The 18,688-nt window shown below is 66.3% G+C and carries 17 protein-coding genes; 9 read left to right on the top strand and 8 right to left on the bottom strand.

Going from position 1 to position 18,688, the window contains the following annotated elements:
- The first annotated feature begins 553 nt into the window (after positions 1-553).
- Complete coding sequence (locus tag HEB94_RS26445) at positions 554-1,126, top strand: isochorismatase family protein (protein WP_192752401.1); 573 nt, start codon at positions 554-556, stop codon at positions 1,124-1,126.
- Positions 1,127-1,165: 39 nt separating this feature from the next.
- Here HEB94_RS26445 and HEB94_RS26450 read toward each other — a convergent pair whose 3' ends face one another.
- Together HEB94_RS26450 and HEB94_RS51090 are read right to left on the bottom strand one after the other, a co-directional pair.
- Entirely contained in the window at positions 1,166-1,561 is a 396-nt protein-coding gene (locus tag HEB94_RS26450; protein ID WP_192757207.1) for a hypothetical protein, read from the bottom strand.
- The gene (locus HEB94_RS51090) at positions 1,489-2,103 is read right to left on the bottom strand and encodes a transposase (protein ID WP_192752402.1); all 615 of its coding nucleotides are present in this window, start codon (positions 2,101-2,103) and stop codon (positions 1,489-1,491) included. Before HEB94_RS51090 ends, HEB94_RS26450 begins: the two co-directional genes overlap by 73 nt.
- Positions 2,104-2,514: 411 nt before the next feature.
- Between HEB94_RS51090 and HEB94_RS26460 the strand changes: the two genes are divergently transcribed.
- The 6 genes from HEB94_RS26460 to HEB94_RS52730 all read left to right on the top strand — a co-directional run bounded on the left by HEB94_RS26460 (position 2,515) and on the right by HEB94_RS52730 (position 8,753).
- Positions 2,515-3,813: an ROK family protein gene (locus tag HEB94_RS26460; protein WP_202896563.1), complete on the top strand. Its 1,299-nt coding sequence runs from the start codon at positions 2,515-2,517 to the stop codon at positions 3,811-3,813.
- Positions 3,814-4,019: 206 nt separating this feature from the next.
- Positions 4,020-5,300 carry an ABC transporter substrate-binding protein gene (locus tag HEB94_RS26465; protein WP_192752403.1) on the top strand — a complete coding sequence of 427 codons (1,281 nt, stop codon included), beginning with the start codon at positions 4,020-4,022 and terminating at the stop codon, positions 5,298-5,300.
- Between the two features lie 151 nt (positions 5,301-5,451).
- The gene (locus HEB94_RS26470; protein ID WP_192752404.1) at positions 5,452-6,255 is read left to right on the top strand and encodes an ABC transporter permease subunit; all 804 of its coding nucleotides are present in this window, start codon (positions 5,452-5,454) and stop codon (positions 6,253-6,255) included.
- On the top strand, positions 6,252-7,154 hold the full coding sequence (locus tag HEB94_RS51095; RefSeq protein ID WP_202896564.1) for an ABC transporter permease subunit: 903 nt from the start codon (positions 6,252-6,254) through the stop codon (positions 7,152-7,154). The genes HEB94_RS26470 and HEB94_RS51095 overlap by 4 nt, the downstream gene beginning before the upstream one ends.
- Positions 7,155-7,156: 2 nt before the next feature.
- Entirely contained in the window at positions 7,157-8,491 is a 1,335-nt protein-coding gene (locus HEB94_RS26480) for a sulfatase-like hydrolase/transferase (protein WP_202896565.1), read from the top strand.
- A 133-nt stretch (positions 8,492-8,624) separates the two neighbouring features.
- Positions 8,625-8,753 (top strand): hypothetical protein, encoded by a 129-nt coding sequence (locus tag HEB94_RS52730; protein ID WP_273376440.1) that lies wholly within the window; start codon positions 8,625-8,627, stop codon positions 8,751-8,753.
- A 391-nt stretch (positions 8,754-9,144) separates the two neighbouring features.
- Here HEB94_RS52730 and HEB94_RS26485 read toward each other — a convergent pair whose 3' ends face one another.
- The 6 genes from HEB94_RS26485 to HEB94_RS26510 all read right to left on the bottom strand — a co-directional run bounded on the left by HEB94_RS26485 (position 9,145) and on the right by HEB94_RS26510 (position 15,797).
- Entirely contained in the window at positions 9,145-9,540 is a 396-nt protein-coding gene (locus HEB94_RS26485; RefSeq protein ID WP_192752406.1) for a hypothetical protein, read from the bottom strand.
- A gap of 23 nt (positions 9,541-9,563) precedes the next feature.
- Entirely contained in the window at positions 9,564-11,243 is a 1,680-nt protein-coding gene (locus HEB94_RS26490; RefSeq protein ID WP_192752407.1) for a DUF1841 family protein, read from the bottom strand.
- A gap of 71 nt (positions 11,244-11,314) precedes the next feature.
- Complete coding sequence (locus HEB94_RS26495) at positions 11,315-13,306, bottom strand: ABC transporter substrate-binding protein (protein ID WP_192752408.1); 1,992 nt, start codon at positions 13,304-13,306, stop codon at positions 11,315-11,317.
- Positions 13,307-13,346: 40 nt separating this feature from the next.
- A complete protein-coding gene (locus HEB94_RS26500) occupies positions 13,347-13,763 on the bottom strand; it encodes a Rieske (2Fe-2S) protein (RefSeq protein ID WP_192752409.1) in 417 nt (138 codons plus the stop codon).
- Positions 13,760-14,836 carry an amidohydrolase family protein gene (locus HEB94_RS26505; RefSeq protein ID WP_192752410.1) on the bottom strand — a complete coding sequence of 359 codons (1,077 nt, stop codon included), beginning with the start codon at positions 14,834-14,836 and terminating at the stop codon, positions 13,760-13,762. The genes HEB94_RS26500 and HEB94_RS26505 overlap by 4 nt, the downstream gene beginning before the upstream one ends.
- 106 nt (positions 14,837-14,942) lie before the next feature.
- Positions 14,943-15,797 (bottom strand): AraC family transcriptional regulator, encoded by an 855-nt coding sequence (locus tag HEB94_RS26510; RefSeq protein WP_192752411.1) that lies wholly within the window; start codon positions 15,795-15,797, stop codon positions 14,943-14,945.
- A gap of 934 nt (positions 15,798-16,731) precedes the next feature.
- Between HEB94_RS26510 and HEB94_RS26515 the strand changes: the two genes are divergently transcribed.
- Together HEB94_RS26515 and HEB94_RS26520 are read left to right on the top strand one after the other, a co-directional pair.
- Entirely contained in the window at positions 16,732-17,271 is a 540-nt protein-coding gene (locus HEB94_RS26515; RefSeq protein ID WP_192752412.1) for a hypothetical protein, read from the top strand.
- 79 nt (positions 17,272-17,350) lie between these two features.
- Positions 17,351-18,640, top strand: a complete 1,290-nt coding sequence (locus HEB94_RS26520; RefSeq protein WP_238362610.1) for a DUF3472 domain-containing protein — start codon at positions 17,351-17,353, stop codon at positions 18,638-18,640.
- Positions 18,641-18,688 lie beyond the last annotated feature (48 nt).

Consider the following 18,688-nt stretch of genomic DNA (forward strand, 5'->3'; position numbering starts at 1 on the left):
CGCATGCCGCCAGCTCGACGCTGCCTCTCGTCCGCGCAGTATCGCAAGGGCCGCGGACTCACTCCGACCGCTCTGGCAGCTTCGCTGATCTCCACGTCGGCGGCACGTACCGGGCCTTCTTTGCACTCGCCAGTCACCTGGTAGGCGTCACGTGCACTGCATCACCAGCCCGCAGAACGCGGCGTCGCAGGCGTTCCACGCGCGACTCGGCTTCACGACCTCAGCTGTGAAGCCGGACTACGACGGGCCCGGACTCGATCGCGTGGCGTTCACCATCGATCTTGCGCGAATCCGATGACCGGCCCATCGGCAGCATCCTCGACGACTCGAAGCCAGCGCGTGACGGCGGTGAGATCGATCACGCCTGGGTGGGGCGAAGCTGTCTTGTCGAGTCCCTCGAAGGCGGTCCGGTCCGGTGCCTCTGATTCACGACCACCAATCGGCCGGCTGGCGAGTCTGGGCTGACGTCACGATCGCGATCATCATGGCCGCTGGGATGATTGCGCTGCTCACTTACGGGCCGCGAGATCGAGCGGCTGGAAGGGGATCTCTCGTGACCACAGCACTGATCATCGGCGACGTCCAGCGAGGCATCACAGGCAGCTACCCGTTCGCCGAGCAGGTGGTGCCGCCGCTCACCGAACTGCTGCCCCGCGCCCGGGCGGCAGGTGTCCTCGTCGTGTTCGTACACTTCGCCTTCCGGCCCAGCGGGGTCGACCTGCCGCCGGACAACGAGCTGTACCGGTCGTTCTTCGACGCCGGGGATGCCTTCCACGAAGGATCACCCGGTACCGAGATCGATCTGCCGGTCACCGATTCTGACGTCGTCGTGCGCAAGCGCCGGGCCAGTGCATTCGCGGGTACGGACCTCGACCTCGTGCTGCGTGCTCGCGGCGTCGGCACGGTCGCGATCGCCGGGGTCGCGACCGGCGCGATGGTCGCCGCGACGTGCTACGACGCGGCGGACCGCGACTACCACGTGACCGTGCTGCGCGACGGGTGCGGCGACGCCGATCCGGCCGTGCACGAGTTCTTCATGGACACGGTCTTCCCGAGCCGGGCTTTCGAGGTCACGTCCTGCGCCGGCTGGCCGGGCAGGCAAGCGCGAGCGCGAGCGCCGCATTGAAGCTGACCGCACCATCGCGGGCGCCATCGCGACTGGCCATCACGCCGCGGCCCGTCCTTGCTCCTCAGGTGGCCGGACTTCGCGGAACTGGCCCAGTAGCAGCAGGTCGTAGGAGATCTTCAGCACGCCCCCGGTGACGAGCGGCCAGCCGAACGTCGAGTGGCCCAGCATCCAGCCAGCGAGGATGGGCGGCACCACGGATGCCAGGCTGCGTGGCACGTTCGTCACGCTCGCCGCTGCCGGGCGCTCGGCTGGTGAGACGACTGCCATCACGTACGACGTGCGCACGGGAACGTCCATCTGCGACAGCGCCAACAGCGCGGCGACCGCGAGCGGCGCGGTCGGCATGAACGCGGCGAGGATCAGGAAGCCGTTCGCCGGGAGGTGGGTGAACACCATCGTCCGCACGAGCCCGATGCGGCGGGCGATGCGCACGGCGACGAGCGAGGAGAATGCCGAGAGCAGGCCGGTCCAGAAGAACGCCGCGCGATGTGCCGATACCCACCGGTGGCCTCCAGGTCCGGGGCCGCACCCGCCTGCCAGGCCCGCTCACGCGCCTTCGCCCGCGCCTGGCGCACCAGCCCCAGATGCTGTTCATCGATCCTGTCGACCAGCCGCCACACGGTCGGCTGACTGGCCACCGCCCCGTGCAGTTGCGGGCGGTCCCGCAACACCGCGATCCCCGACGTCGCCCTCGCCCCATCGGCGATCGCACACGCCTGATCAGCGAACACCTGCCCCGGGGAGTGAAGCCACGGGCCCCGATACGTGTCAGCCAACGCCTGGGTGACGAACCTGGTCAGACCCACGAACTCAGCGAGCTCGCGCAGCATCGACACACCCGCATGCGAGGCCAACCCGTGCCCATCCGAGCTGACCCGAAACCGCGGCCCAGCCACGCCACCCCTGCCGCCAGCCGAACCATCCTTGCCTCGCCGTGCCTTCTTCCCACCCGACGAACCCTTGCTACGCTTCACCTACGGAGTGCCTTTCTGCGAGAAAGATCGTTGTCCTCAAACACCGATTCTTCCTTACAGGCAAGGCACTCCGCCGCATTTAGACCCCGTGCCGCCGACCCACGTGAATAGCCGAGGCTAAACCGGTCGGAGAATGCACCTGACCGATCCGCTTGTGGCAGCCGTCGGTTGGCACTCGTGGCCGGCGCGGCGCACGGTCTGCTAGCGGTCCAGGCCGCCCGGCTGCCAGATTATCTTGCGATGTACTCGACGGCGTTCGCCAAGGTCCCGCAACGTCATGATCGGGAACAATGGGCTGGGGCTGAGTCGAGTGGCGCCTACACTGCGAGTTATGGTTACGGCGCTGTGGAGTCCGGGTTCGAGCGTGCCCTTCGCCGGAAGCCCGATGCTTAGCGCCCTGGGTCGACGGGGGTGCTGGCGGTGAGTTTCGGCCGGGGGAGCAACCTGCCGGCGATCGGCAGCTACAACCAGGCTGTGGTCCTGGACGCGATTCGCCGCGCTCGCGGTGGCTTGAGTCGAGTCGAGATCGCTCAACGAACTGGCCTGACCGCGCAGACTGTCGGTAACGTATCCCGAAAGTTGCTGCAAGAGGGTCTGATCCGCGAGAGCGGCCGGGTCATCAATGGGCCTGGCAAACCGCGCCAGATGCTCCAGCTGCGACCGGCAGGACGCTTCGCGGTCGGCGTGCACGTCGACCCCGCCGTAATTACTCTTGTCCTGGCCAACTTAGAGGGCTCGGTCGTGGCTCATTCGCGCTACCGAACCCCCTCCAGTTCGCGCCCGAATGAGGTCGTTGACCTGATCGCCCGCCGCACGCGCGAGTTGGTCAGAGGGGCAGACGTGGTACCCGAGCGACTCCTGGGTCTCGGCGTCGCCGTTCCAGGTCCTATCGACGTTGAAGCCGGAGTGGTTCTGGACCCGCCCTTGCTGCCCCTTTGGCGGGACGTGCCGTTGCGGCAGGTCCTCACCGAGGCCACCGGTCTGCCGGTGCTGGTGGACAAGGACGCGATCGCTGCCGTTGTCGGCGAGCTCTGGCTCGGAGCCGGCGCGGACGATCGGCGTAAGGAGCGCACTGGCGTCGCCTTCGTCTACTACGGCGCGGGTCTGGCGGCTGGCCTCGTGGTCAACGGAGAGACAGTTCGTGGCAAGGGCTCGGTCGCGGGCAACATCGGCCACATCACTGTCGACGACCGGGGGCCAACGTGTAGTTGCGGCCGGGTCGGCTGCCTGGGCATGTTGGTGACCCCGCAGGGCCTGGTGTTGGAGGCGATAGCCCGAGGTGTGCTGCCGAGCCCCGCTGCCCCGGTCGACGAGAAGGCCGACATGAAGTCGGTCGAGCGTCCTTTCATGCGCCTGGCGCGGCTGGCCGAGCGAGGCGACGTCGCGGCGCGGGAGGTGCTGCGCCAGGCGGGTGTTCGCCTGGCCCGGGCTGTCGTGGTGCTGGCGAACCTCCTGGACATGGACGATTTCGTGTTCGGCGGGCCGTTCTGGCGACCGATCTCGGCGCAGTTGCTGGACTCGGTACGTGAGGCTGTGCTCACCTCTACGGCGCTTGTACCCAAGCAGGCGATGCACCTGGTCGACACGCGCATCGGGGAGGACGTTGCCGCGGTCGGTGGCGCATGTCTGGTGCTGGACGCCGCAGTGACACCCCGGCCGGCGGCCATGCTCATCTCGGCCAAGGGCTCCTCGGGCGCGCTGGCGTTGTGACCGCCTGAGTGGCCAAGGTCCAGGCCCGCCGGTGTCCCGCCGACGCTGTGTCGGGTGGTATGGGTTCCCTGCCGCTCCGTCACCCAATCAGCTCGAGCCCGCCGTTGCCCGGTCGGAGTCACCCTTGACGGGAATAAGTAACTATGTTTTATTAAACTCGGCCTCACGGTCTTAGCAGGTCCCCCGGCATCGCTGCAAGGAGCGACATGAAGCGCTTGAAGACCCTGGCTGTGATCGGCGTGCTGGCGGCTGCCCTCGTGTCTGCCTGTGGGGGCCAAGGCTCGGGTGGCGGCTCCGGGACGGTTCACCTGGTGTTCCGGCAGTTCGATCCGGCCAACGAGGTGAAGGGCCTTCAGCAGGTGGTGGACGGGTGGAACAAGGCCCACCCCGACATCCAGGTCGATATGCAGACCCTGAGTCCCGCGAACTCCCAGCAGTTCGCCCGAGAGGCCAACAGTGGGTCGGGTCCGGACATCAACCTGGTCGGCTACGCCGACGTCGCCTTCTTGGCCAAGCCGAAGATCCTGATGCCGATCGACGACCTGATGAAGAAGACCCCCCTGGGCAGCTCTACCGACAATCTGCTCGCCACCGACATGGTGACCTTCGACGGCAAGATGTGGGCGCTGCCGTGGACCGCTGACACCTTCGCGCTCACCTACCGGCCTGATGCTCTGTCTCGTGCGGGGGTCACCGCGCCGCCCGCGACATGGGAGGAGCTTGCGAGCGACGCGAAGAAGGTTGACTCCTCGAGCGGTGGCAAGACGGCCGGGTTCTGCTTCGCCGGTGCGGGCTCGGCCACCAGCGCCCAGTGGTTCGCGATCAACTACTACCTCTGGTCGCACGGCGCGACCCTGATCAAGAAGGACGCCTCGGGCAAGTTCCAGCCCGGCGCGACCAAACAGCAGCTGGCTTCGGCCATGGACTACTTCAACGGCTTGTTTACGTCCGGTGCCACCCCGGCGTCCTACAAAGCGGTATCGGACTACACCGACCCCTCGATCACCGGGGGGCTGGCGAACGGTGGTTGCGCGATGTCCTATGAGCCGCCGCAGACGTTGCGAGCGATCGTAGGCCAGGCGGCGAGCGGCGCGGTCCTTACCGCCCCGATGCCCGGCGGCCTGAAGGACGGCAACACGCACCTCGGCGGACGAGCGCTGGCGATCAACGCCAACACCGAGCACGCCGACGCCGCTTGGCAGTTCGTCAAGTACCTGGCGAGCCCGGCCACCTTCAAGACGTACAACCAGTATCCCGCTTCAAAGTCCACGCTCGAGTCGTTGAACGTGCCCAAGCCCGAAAAGGGGTACGTGGAGCAGCTACCGCACGCGCAGTCCTTCGCTCGCTACAACGGTGCGGCCATGACCATCGCCTCTATCCAGCAGCTCGTGGATCAGCAGTTCTCGGCGGTCTACTCCGGGCAACGCAGTAGTAGCGACGCGGCGCAGGCCCTCCTGGACGGGCTGTCCGCAGGTTTGAAGGGCTGAGAGCGTGGAAGCTGGGTCCGCTGCCCACACTGCCACGGTGCCGACCAGCCGGGCAGTACGGAGACGAGGCAGGCGGCAGCCGTACGTGCTGTTGAGCCCGGCGCTGGTGGTCATCGGGGTGCTGTTCCTCTTCCCGGCGATCTACAACGTCGTGCTCGCCTTCCAGAAGCTGACTCCCTACGACGCGCCGGGCGACGCCACGTGGGTGGGGTGGTCCAACTTCGCGGCACTGCTGCATAACCCAGAGACCGGCCAGTCGGCGTTCAACACTGTGTTCCGGCTGACCGCGATCACGGTGGCGATCCGTCTGGTGATCGGTATGGCCTTGGCATTGCTGCTGCAGAGCCAGGTGCTGCACCGGTGGAAGCTGCGCGGGGTCGCCCGGACGATGGTGCTGGTTCCGTGGATGATCCCGCCGGTTGTGGCCGTGGCGAGTTGGCGGTGGTTGTTGGACGCCAACACCGGGGTGCTCAACCAAGTGCTCGTCGCTACGGGGATGATCGATCGTGGCGTGCCGTTCCTGGCGAACACCGGCACGGTCTGGTGGTCGGTGATCGCGATCCTGGTGTGGCGGGAACTGCCTTTCGTGGTGATCGTCCTGCTCGCGGGACTGCAGTCCATCCCCAAGGACCAGTACGAGGCCGCCGCGCTGGATTCGGCCGGTGCATGGGGCTCCTTCCGTTACGTCACGCTGCCACACCTCAGGCCCGTGGTTACCGTGGTTGTGTTGATGACCGTGATCCAGACCTTCAACAACTTCGTCTACGTGTGGCTGGCCACTGGCGGTGGCCCTGGTACATATACGCAGGTGCTGGCCACTCAGCTGTACTCGGCCGCGTTCATCGGCAACAGCCTTGGCCAGGGAGCTGCCATCGGTCTGGTGATGTCGGCGGTGATGGCCGTGTTCGCGCTGGCCTACCTGCGGGTGTCCGCACGTCGGGAGGAGGCCCTGTGAGCGTGCATACCCCCATGCTGTCGCAGACGTCCTCATCGCCCGCGTCGCCGATGCGTCCCGACCGGCAGGACCGGCGCAGGCCGGCGGATCTGCTGGTGGTCGTGCCTACTCTGGTCGTGCTGGCGATCATCGTTTTCCCGGTCGTGTGGATGGTCTACAGTTCGCTACGCCCGGCCGATGCCATCGCCACCGGCACCTCGTGGTCGAACGTCTTCTCTGGCTTGGGCTTGGATGCTTACCAACGACTGTTCAGCGAATCCCACTACGGTCGCTACCTCGGTAACAGCATCGTGGTGTCCGTGATCAGCACCTGCTGCACCGTCGTCCTGTCAGCGATCGCCGGGTTCGCCTTGTCCCGGTACAGGTTCCGGATGCGCACCTCGGTGCTCATGCTCGTGCTGGCCACACAGCTGCTGCCGTTCGTCGTACTGATCACCCCGATCTACTTGGCCTTCTCCGAGGTCGGGTTGCTGAACTCCTACCTCGGGATCGTCGTGGTCTACACGGCGATGACCCTGCCGATGGCGATCTACCTGATGATGGGGTACTTCAATGCCATCCCCCGGGGGTTGGACGAAGCAGCCCGCATTGACGGCTGTTCCACCCTCGGAGTGATCTTCCGGGTCATCGTGCCAGTTGCCCTGCCCGGCATCGTGACCGTCGCAGTAACAGCTTTCATCGCCACCTGGGAAGAGTTCCTGTTCGCGACCGTGCTGCTCACCAACGACGACCTCAAGACGGTGCAGGTCGGCTTGGCCGGATTTTTCGGGGAGTACGCCACGGACTGGTCCCTGGTCATGGCCGCCGCGACCGTAGCCGCGATCCCCACCGTTGTGCTGTTCTTCCTGGTCCAGAAGAGGCTCGTCGCCGGCATGGCCGCCGGGAGCGTGAAGGAGTGATGGTGTCCGAGCCCGCACCCAACGTCGTGGTCCTGTACGCCGATGATCTGGGTTGGGGCGACCTGGGCTGCTTCGGCGCCGACGACCTCGACACGCCCGCCCTGGATGGGTTGGCGGCCAGCGGGGTTCGGCTGCCGCAGTGGTACTCCAACTCCCCGGTGTGCTCCCCGTCCCGGGCCAGCCTGATGACCGGTCGTTACCCGGCACACGCAGGGGTGGAGGCCATCCTGGGTGGCTCGCGGCGTACGGCGGGACTGCCGCCACAGTCGACCCTGGCCAGCGAACTGCGCGACCGTGGCTACGCGACAGGCATCTTCGGCAAGTGGCACCTGGGCGCGGAGGCCAGCTACGGACCGCTGCACCGTGGCTTCGAGCGTTCCTTCGGCTTCCGCGCCGGGTGCGTGGACTACTACTCCCACATCTACTACTGGGGCAACCACAACGCTGTGCACGACCTGTGGGACGACGAGCAGGAGGTGTGGCTCAACGGCGAGTACCTCACCACCGTCATCGCGCATCGGGCCGCCGACTACATCGAGCAGAACGCGGATCGTCCCTTCTTCTGTTACGTCCCCTTCAACGCCCCGCACTACCCGCTGCACGCGCCCGCCGCGTACGTGGAAGCCTTCGCACATCTTCCCGAGGACCGCCAGATGATGGCGGCGATGATCAAGGCGATGGACGACGGAATCGCGCACATCCTGCACACCCTGCAGCGGTTGGGCCTACGGGAGAACACCATCGTGTTCTTCTCCTCCGACAACGGTCCATCGGTCGAGGAACGCAACTGGCTCAACGGTGAGGAGGTGTCCTACACGGGCGGCTCGGCTGGGGGCCTGCGCGGGCACAAGGGCTCGCTGTTCGAGGGTGGGATCCGCGTCCCGGGCATCATCTCCTGGCCCGCACAGCTGCCCGCCGGCACGGATCTCGCGGGCCCGGGCGCGATGATGGATCTGGTGCCCACGCTGCTGGAAGCGGTCGACGGAAGCCCTTCCACGTGTGCGGACATCGACGGCCGGTCGGTGCTGACCGGGCTGCGCGAGGCCGTCCTGGCCGGCTTCGCCGGGCGCGAGCCCGACCCCGATCGATGGCTGTTCTGGGAGTACGAAGGCCAGTTGGCGGCCCGGCACGGACGCTGGAAGCTCGTGCTCGAGGCACGCGAGAGCATGGCCGCACCCGTCGTCGTCGGCGAGGGTCTGTTCGACCTGGACGCTGACCCCGCCGAACAGCACAACGTGTCCGAGGTTCATCCCGAACAGGTGGCGGCGATGAAGTCACGACTCCTGGCCTGGGCCGCGACCTGCGCGGGCTGGCGTGACGCGCTCCTGGTGGGCTGACCAGCCCAAGGCCAGCAAGCCCATGCACCACCAGCGTTGTCATCGACGCCGTACGTCCCTACAGACCTTCACAACGCTCGAAGGACTGACGGCCTACCTCTGGGACGTCGACGAGTAGCGCCAACAGCGGGTCGTGCTCGTCGATCAGTCGCAGCATGGTGTGGTCGATCTCGACAGTGATGATGGTGTGCCGATAGCCGAACCCAACCTGGACACGCTGTCCAACGACCCGGATCTCGCCCAGCTGGGATCGCCTCGGTGAGGCATCGGCGTCGCTGGGTGAGTGGGTTCGTGCCGGCGTAGACCGTCACCGGAGGCTCCCGAGGGGCGCATCTCGATCTACCCGGCGGTGACGTTGTCGGCGACCCGATCTAGGCATGCAAGGTCAGCGTAGAGCGATTTCGCACCCTGAGCTCGGCAAGTCGGTAGGGACCTTCGCGCGTTTGCACAGGTCAGAGGGTGCGCCCGGGAGGATTCGAACTTCCGACCATCGGATTAGGAGGAGGCCTCACAAGATCGTCTAAGCCATCTACCTGCGCTTATACCTGCAGCCCGCGCCGCTGCGGTCACCTCAACCCACATGGTTCGCAGCTGTTTCGTGTCACGAACCGTGTCACGGCCCAGCCGGGACCGCCAAGTCTGCTCGGAGGCTGTCAGTAGCGACGTCGGCCGCGTTTGTAGGGGGTGAGGCTGGCTGGTTCCTCGTTGCCGATCCAGTCGCCGTGGGCGAGTCGGCGGAGGCTGGCCTCGAGGTCGAAGGTGAGCCATCGGGAGAGCTGCGGGTGGGCGTGGTGTTCCCAGAGGCCGTAGGGGCCTTGAAGTGTTTCGAGCCAGGTGATGAGGTCGCGTACGCGGCGGTCATCGGCGGAGACGCCGCATCGGGAGGCGAGATCGACGGTGGCGTAGAAGGTGATCTGTCCCGTCGCCGGTTCGAGCCCGACCAGGCGGGAGACTTCCCAGCCGCGGGTCGATTCGTCTCGGGTCTCGCGCGTCAGGAGGTGGTCGACACCGATGCGGGCGGCGTCCAACCGCGGCCGGGTCGGTCGCATCGCGGTGGCTCAACGAGGCTGCATCAGCCGGCGGAGTCCGCGGACTCCCGCCATGAGTGCGGGAGTGCGGCGAGGGCGGCGCGGTAGCAGTCGAGGTCGAAGGCGTCCTTGTTCCCGCACGCGCGCGCGACCTGCTCGGACACCGCGAACGCCAGGGCATGCAGGACTTCGTGCCGTTCGAGGCCCTGGTGGGCCAGCCGCTGCGCGGTGGCCCACGTTTCCGGCGGGTCGTTCTTCCACAGCTGCCGGGCGATTACGGTGTGCAGGGTGACGTGCCGGCGCGGGTTACGGTCACTGCTCTTCGCCACATGGTGGGTGCTCTCGGTGTCGGCGTGCTCCTCGGCGATCAACCTGCGGAAGGAGTCCTCGTCCTCCGGATCGAACTCCCGGTCGGGGAGCCGCGGGAGGGCGAACATCCGTCGGGCGAACACCGGGTCAACGTCCGCCGCCGGGTCAACGTCGGCCAGCATGCGTTCGACTGCCTTTCGCTCCGGGCTCCACCGCTCGGTGTCCTCGTACGCTGCCTTGAACCGGCCGGTGATGTCCGGCAGCGTAGCGAGGACCTTCTCAAGCGACTTGTCTGACATCCCGGTGCGCCGGGCGGCGTATCGCACCCAGGCCGGGATGACCTCCGGTACCTGGTCGCCATGGGAGCGGGCGAGCAGCCCAGTCCGGGGCAGCCAGCCGAGCAGGACCACCTGGAGCTTGGTCGGACTCACCCGCAGCGGCTGGCCGCGATCGTTCTCGACTCCGTAGCTCACCAGTTCGGCGGCGATGGCCTCCGCGGCGGCGGCCGGCAGCCCGGCGGCCTCGGGAGCGGAGAGGAACTCGGAGACCACATTGGACCGCGCCTTCTCCGACCATGCCGGCGGTTTCGGGCTCGGGCTGCCTGGCGGCAGGGCCCGGATGCGCGCGATCGCGAACGGGTGCAGATTCTGGTATCCAACCGTCACCGGCGGATCCTCCGCTTGGGGCGTGACGCCGAACGCCTCCTCGAGCATGGTGTGGACCGAAGCCGGCTCGGACCGGGTGAGCAGGCGCCCGGAGTCGGATCCGGCGGCCTCCAGCATCGCGTCGAGCGCTTCGGTTACGTCGGGCTCGACGCGAACGTCGGTGGCCATGCCGGCCAGGGTGTGGTTGACGGTCACCCGGAGTCCGTGTTCGGCTTCGTCCTGGTAGACGTACGTGAGCATGATCTCGGTCTCGTCACCGAATTCCGAGTCCGAGGTGTAGCAGCTGCGGACCTGGCTTCCGCCGACCAGTGGGGCCCACTCGGGGGCTTCGGTGTCGCGCAGCACCGGGTCGGTCAGCCCGCCGCGTGCCAGCTGGGCAAACTGGGGTTCGGTGACGGCAGCGATGGCATTGAGCAGCGCGACCGTGTCCCGGGCGTGGAGCTGCGCGAGGGGTTCGCTGACGGCGGGGTCGACAGTTTGCTCGTTGATCAGCTCGATGAGGAGCTCGTCGGGATCGTCGCGATGAAGCTCAGAGACGATGGCTTCACGCCAGTGGTTCAGGAACGTGGAGATGTACGTCTCAACCGTCAACGGTTTGGTGAAGGATCGAAGCTCACGGGCGGCCTGCCGGAAGCTCTCGCTCAAGTCTTGCAAGTCCTCGGGCGAGATGCCACGGTTCTGGCGAGGATGCCAGCTGCCGCCCCGCTCGGCTGCCGCCTTCTTGGTCGGGCGACGACTCTTCGAACTCATGGGCCGAAGTTTCTCACGGCCGACTGCCCGAAACATGGGTCGCCGTAAGCGAGTAGGTTGGGTTCAGGTCCTCACCCGATGAAGTACTGGGAGGGATTCGTCAATGCGGGCGTGTTGAAGTAGAAGGCCTCGGGGATGGACTTCGGGATGTTGTGAACGTTGTTCTTGACGATCCCGTAGCTCTGGCTCGCCTTGACGGTGCCGATCACCCAGAACTGCTCCGCCGCGACGTCCAACACTTGCCGGAAGAGATCCTTGCGCTGTCCGGCGTCCACGCTGGCGTTGGCCTGTCGATAGAGGTCCATCTGCTTCCGCGCTGGCGCCGGTGGCTGCTCGCCGTCGGACCCGCCCGAGAGGAACCACGTCGCCCATGGCACGGCGAACCAGGAGCCGGCCTCCGACGGGAAGTAGCAATACGGGTGCAGGATCGCGTCGTCGAGGCCGCCGCCACCTGGCCAGACCGCGGCGTCGTGCTTGTTCGCTGCCGTCCGCTCCTCGAACAGTGACCGGTCCTCGCTCTTGATCCGCAGGTCCACACCGACCTGCCTCCAGTACCCCTTCACTAGCGTCATGACGTCGGTCATGAACGGGTACGGGGTTCCCGTGGCGATCTCGACGGCGAAGGAGATGGGCTTGCCGTCCGGCCGGAGTCGGATGCCATCGGAGTTCGTCGTGTCGTATCCGGCATCGTCTAGGTAGCGTCGCGCCTTGTCGAGATCGTGCTCGGTGTACTGCGTGGCGAGCCGCTCGTGGTAGAACGTCGACTCCTTCGCTGGCGCCACTTGCCACGGCTCTCCCTGCCGCTGAAAGACCGCGTCGCTGATCTCCGCTCGGTTGATCGCGTACGAGAGTCCGATGCGGAAGTTCTTGTTCTGGAAAACGGCCCGGAGCATCGGGTCCTCGTGTGCCAGGTTCAGCATGATGACGACCTGGTTCATGATGTCGGTCGTGATGTCGACGAAGTGGTAGTCGCCCTTGCCCCGGTTGCGCGCAAGTACGGGCTTGTTTATGAGCGTATTGATCGACCTGGTGTGCATGTCGAGTTCGCCGTTCATGGCCAGCAGGAGTGTCGTCTCCGTGTTGTTGACCACGCGGTAGGTCACGCGGTCGATATAGGGCAGCTGGTTTCCCTTCGTGTCGGTCTTGAAGTAGAACGGGTTGCGTTCTGCGGAAACCCGGCTGCCTTTCCCGAGCGCGCTGGTCAACCGCCAGCCGTGCACTGTTGGAAGGTCCGGGTTGACCCACTGGTCCGACCTGGCACCGAACAGCTCCACCCAGGTGGAGAACTTTCCCTCCTTCGCCAGCGTTAGCACATCGGTGTTGTACTTCTTGTGGAAGCGCTCGAGGTAGTGCTTCGGCGACGCCGTCAAGACGGTGGCGCTCGGCGTACACAGCCGTTGGAGTAAGAGACCGAAGGGCTCGGCAAAGGAGACTCGGAGCGTGTGATCATCCAGCCTCGTCACCGTGGGTGGCTTGCCTCCCACGGTGAGGTCGCTGGGGAAGACTGGACTCAGCTCGGTATTTCCCAGCACGTCTTCGAACGCAAAGATGACGTCGTCGACGCGGAACGGCTCCCCGTCTGACCACCTCATGCCTCGACGGAGGGTGAACACGTACGAGCGCCCGTCCTGCTCGGTCCGGACCTTCTCGGCGACGTTCGGCAGCGGCTTCGTTCCGTCCGGGCTCCACCGCAGCAGTTGCTCGTAGCCGATAGAGCGGTCGAGCCAGGAGGTGTCCGCCGCCCCTTCGAGCGCGGTCCGCCACGTGCCACCGTAGGAGCCGACCCTATCGACCGGCTTGACCACGAGCGGCGTGACCGGCAGACGGTCGGCCAGCTTGGGCAGCTTGCCAGAACGCACCTGAGTGACAAGCTCGGGGCTCTGCTTTCCGTTCGATCCGGATCCCGTACTGGTGGGTCTGTTGGTGGGAGAGGTCGAGAGCAGGTCACAGCCGGCGGCCGAGACCGCCAGGAGGACGGTGGCGCCTCCCTGGAGAAGGAGCCTCCTCGAGGGGTAGGTGGCGGCGGATATCACCCCATGCCGGTTGGAGTTCGTGGCACTCATGCGGTCACCGTCTTCTTTCCATTGTTACCAGGATGAGCCATCATCCTGGCTCTCGGCCCGACCCGCCCGGCTCATCACGACCCGCACTGCGAACCCGCGCGGGGACGACCACGTAGACGCCGTCGTCGCAAGTGACCACGGGATATCCCTTGAGCCTGATGGTTTCGTCAGTGAGGTGCTCGCCTGTCTCGAGGTCGTACTCCCAGCCGTGCCAGGGACAGCGCAGGACCGGCTTGTTCTCGTCCAGGCGGTACTCGTAGACGCGTGAGGGCAGCATCGTCCCTTCGACCCGGCCGAGGCAGACCGGAGCGCCGGCGTGCGGGCAGACGTTGCGCCAGGCCCGGTAGTGGTCACCGACCCGGAATACACCGATCTCGATGGCGCCCACTCGCAGGACCGTACAGGCGCCGTTCTCGAGCTGCTCCGCACCGGCGACGTGCTCCTCGCGGGTGGTCATGCGCCGGCTCCCGAAGTGGCGAGCCCGTAGAGCTGGACCGCGTTGGTGGACATGATCCTGGTGCGTACGTCGCGATCTAGCGGCGGCAGCGCGATCCGCGGATTGTCGAAGTCCCAATGGGGGTAGTCCGACGAGAACATGATCATCGTCTCGGCGCCAGCCATCGCGATGATCTGGCCGAGATGTCTCGGGTCGTCGGGCTCCTCGATCGGCTGGGTGGTCAGCCGGATGTGCTTCCTGATGTACTCCGACGGACGCCGCTTGAGCCACGGGACCGTCGCGCGCAATGCCTTGTAGTTCTTGTCCATGCGCCACATCAAATGCGGGAGCCAGGCGATGCCGCCCTCGATCGCGACGAATGTGAGGTCGGGGAACTTCTCGAAGACGCCTTCGCTGACCAGGCTGTTGACATGCGTCATGTAGTTGATCGGGAGAATGTTGTGCCACTCGAAGTAGCGCGTGGGGTAGCCGGCCGGCGTGGGCGCGCCCGCGATGCCACGGCCCTCGGTGCCAGGGTGGATCGCGATCGGCAGCCCGGCTTTCTCCGCCGCGGCGTAGATCGGGTGGTAGAACCGCTGACCGTACGGCTGTTGCGCCGCGCTGGCCATCAGCACCTGCACGACATCGGGATGACCGGCGCTGCGTGCGATCTCCTCGGCCGCGGCCACCGGGTCGGAGGCGTTGATGATGATCGAGCCCTTGTACTTCTCGCTCGCCGGCAGCCAGGTCGCGGCAAGCCAGTCGTTGTAGGCCGCAGCGATCGCCGTACCGTAGTCGGGGTCGGGGAGCAGCGAGAGACCCAACACACCGGAGCCGGTCAGGATGGCGTAGTCGATGCCGTGCGGAGACAGGTGGTGCTCGTCGAGGTAGGCCGGATCGTTGCCGGGCGTTCCCCCGCCCGGTGGCACGGCGTCGCGCCGCATGAGTCCGACGGGGGAGTAGTAGACACCCCCGCCCGTGCCGCTCGCGGCCCACTGGCGGTGCCACTCTTGCGGCAGGAAGTCCAGCAGCTCGGTCTTGCTCTTGAACGCGTTGTGGACATCGGTGTCGACGACGGGGTCGGTGTTCTCCATGTGGTCAACCTCGAGAGGTGAGACATTGCCCGGAACGCTAGCCCGCAGCCCTCGCCGCGCGAAATGGATCGTTGTTTCGCGTACCTGGACGCTGGTTCGCCGCGCCCTAGAAGCCGCGGAAGTCGCGCGGCGGAACACCGGTCGCCCGCCGGAAGACTCGAGAGAAGTGGAAGGGGTCGCGAAAGCCGACTCGGCGGGCGATCTCGGCGACCGACAGGTTGGTCGTACGCAGATAGCGCTTGGCCTCGTCGATGCGCAGCCCGCGGACGTACCCGCTGAAGTTGTAGCCGGTGTGGCGGCGGAACGCGGTCGAGAAGTACGCCGGCGAGAGGCCGACGCGTCCGGCGACGGACACGCGGTCCAATGGCGTGGTCAGGTGGGTCTTGATGTAGTCCACGGCGGCGTCGATCGCGCGGGTGGTCGCCGGGAGCACCGCGGGCGCAGAACCGGTGCCAGGCACGAGTAGCTCCAGCGCCTCCAACATGGTAGTGCGCGCATGCCACTCGTAACCGAGCCCCGCCGCGGACCACACGTTGTACGCCCTCGCGAAGACCGGCTCGACGCCGGGCGAGTCGGTGGTGACGATCGGCGGTAGGGGCAAGGGCCGTCGTTCTGCGAACTGGAGGTCCGGCGTCTTCCCGCGCCAGTCCACCAGCGCGTAGTGGTACTGGATGGAATAGAAGCACGCCGGGTCTTCCTGCGCGACTGTGATGTTCAGCGCGATGCCCGCGGGAAAGTGGAAGACCGTGCCCGTCCGGAGGGTTTCCACGCGCGTGTCGACGCGGAGGCTACCGCGCCCGCTGTGGACGTACGCCAGCACGTGAAACGCCGTCCGCGCCTTGGTGATCTCGTACGCTGTGTCCCGCCAGAATGCGCGGTCGCGGTTCTCGACGTGCACGATGCGGGGCACGAACCGAGTCAGAAAGTCGTAGCCAAGGGGTTGGCCGACGGAGCCGTTCATGTGTCGCGGCCGCCTAGAGGTTACTCACGGCTGCGTCGCGCGCTCCGACCTCACCGCGCCGCACGCGTGGCGCAGGGTGCGAGGGCGGGGAACTAATGTGCGGTGGAAGGTTCCCGCGTGCATCGTGTGGGCTGTCATCCGCTTCCCCCTCGCCGCGTGACGGTGCCTGGCGCACTGACGCCTTGGCGGCAGTGGGTCGGGGCGTCTCCGTCTGCCGGCTCCCCAGTAGGCCGGGATCAGGGCATTCGGCACTCAGGAAACCAGGCACTATAGGTCCGGTCATCGCGGCACGCTAGCAGTGGTGCCTGCACCCGTTCCAAGGGTTTGCAAGTCGACCGACACTGCGGAAGGGTCAGCACCGGGAGGTGCTCGAGCCCAGCCCGGCGGCGCGGTGGGAGCCACATCGACATCGACCTGCCGATGATGAAAGCGATCCTGACTCTCAGCGAGTCGTTCGCTGGCTGCCCACCCATCGGCCTGACGTGCCCACCACCGATACGAGGCCCGCCACTGAAGCCACCCACGCGGGCGATCCGAGGTGCGCCGCCATCGGAGGCTACGACAACCGCGCCATGGACCTGCTCTCCCGCATGCTCCGGGGTGCGCCATGCCGACGATGCACCAGCCCCAGCGTCGCGCGGTACTGAGCGGCAGCAGTCCAACCGCGACCGGCGAGAGGCTCTCGGGGGCCATTCGTATCTGGGAATAACCGCTGCACGCATCTGCGGTCGGCCCGACGGTTCGGATGTCATCAGGTCGTTGCGGTGCAATGGCTGCCGCCCTTGCCAACCTCTACGACTGAACGCGACACACCAAGGAGCGACCAGCTCGGCGTCGGCGAAAATACCCTCGCTCGACCGACCCAGGACCGCAGATTGACGCGCGTGCCCGGACTCTGGTTTGGTCGGTTAACCATCCCCAACGAGGAGTTCGGATGACTGGAGCAGGTCGTGTGGCCCGTCTTGGTGTTGCTGCCGGCCTGGTTGTCGGTGTCGTGATGGCTGGCCTTGTCGGGAGTGGTCCGGCCTCGGCGTCACTCGGCGACTCGCTCGCCGACATCCGCAACAACGTCTCGATCACCGACGCCGCCACTCATCAGCGCGGTCAACTCGACAGTGCCGGCAGCTCGCTCCGGGCCTCGGCGATGGCCGTGGCAGGGTACGGTCCCGGCGCGGAGGTCAGCGTGGACGGCATCGATTTCACCATGCCTGACGTCACGCCGGGCGAACCCGACAACTTCAGCCCGAGCACGGCCGCAACGAGGATCGGCGTGTCGGGCAGTGGCAATGCGATCGCCTTCCTCGGCACCGCGGGTGTCTTCTCCGGCCTCGACCTCACGGTGCATTACACCGACCGCTCCAGCGAACGGTTGTGGGTCGGGATGCCCGCCTACACCGACACCGCCGCCGACCCACTCGACCTGTCGACGATTGCGACCACCATCGCCCGGCCGCAACACTACTGCAGCGCCTGACATCGATCTTGGAACCGACTACGCGGTCTTCACGATCGGCGTGAACATCGACCCGTCCAAGACGGTGCGCAGCCTCACCATGGCCAGCATCGGTTCGGTTCATCTGTACGACCTGGAGGTCACCACCGTCGAGGAGCCTTTCGTGGCCGACTCCGTGCTGGGCCGGACCCCCCAGCCGGAGGACGACGGTGTGGCGTGCGATCCTCGGGTCGAGGGCGAAGAGGTATGCGGGCCGTTCAACTACTGGGAGAACGCCGATCCCTCGACCCACCTGCGCTACTTCCCCGCCTCCGGGGTTGTGCCCGAAGGAGCGACCGCCTTCTACAACGAGATCACCGTGCAGTCGTCGGTTCCGTCGACGTACTTCATGACCAACGGCTACAGCGGCGGCTACTACGGCATCCAGGAACTTGGCGACGGCAGCAAGATCGCGATCTTCTCGATCTTCGGCCCCAACCGGGGCACGGTGCCGGACGACAAGCTGACCTCGAAGGTGCTGTACCGGATCGGCTATGGCGACTTCGTGATCCATGGTGAGTACGCGGGCGGCCCGAGCATCCGGATCCCCTTCGACTGGGAGGTCGGCAAGACGTATGCGACCATGATCACCAACCAGCCGGATGCGACGCCTGGCAATCATGCGCAGATCGTGACCGCATGGCTGAACACCGAACCGATCGGCCAACGTCCGAACTGGCTCAAGCTGATGACCGTCAAGACCGAGCGCCCGTCCGAAACGCCGCTTCAGATGACCGGGTTGTATTCCTTCCTCGAGGACTTCATCCGCGACGGGTCGTTCACCGAGGGACGGGTTCGTCAGGCCGCGTACGGCAATGCGGCGATCTACCACGCCCGCGGCGGATGGCGGCCGCTGAACCGGATCGGCTTCACCGGCCAACTCTCGGGCAAGTACACGATCCAGAACGACGCCTACCCGATGCCAGGCGAGACCTGCGTGATCACCGAGAAGATCACCGGCGGCGATATTCCGTTCGCCGACGTACGCAGCGGTTACGGCACGATCTGGGACACCACCAAGTGCGACCGGCCCCGAAAGTTGCCGGCACCTTCCCTTGCCCCGTTGGCCATCAGGGCGCCGATCCAGCAGGCGACGACATTCCTCGACGTCGAGGCCTCTGTGGGCGGCGATCAACTTTCGCTGTCGACCGAGTTGCTGGCCAATGACGAGCCGGTGCAGGTGAGCGTCGACGGTACGCCGGTCTCGGCTGCCGATCTGGTCGCTTCATCGACCGGCACTCTCGATGTCCAGATCACGCTACCCAACCCACTGGCGCCAGGTGATCACGCCGTCGAGGTGAGCGGCCGGAGCAGCAACCTGACCGGCAGCACCACCATCACCGTCAAATGATCAACGTTACCTTGATCAACTCCTGGAGTTGATCAGCTGCGGACACCG

Source organism: Actinopolymorpha pittospori (genome assembly GCF_014873875.1).
In the GTDB taxonomy this organism is placed as follows: domain Bacteria; phylum Actinomycetota; class Actinomycetes; order Propionibacteriales; family Actinopolymorphaceae; genus Actinopolymorpha; species Actinopolymorpha pittospori.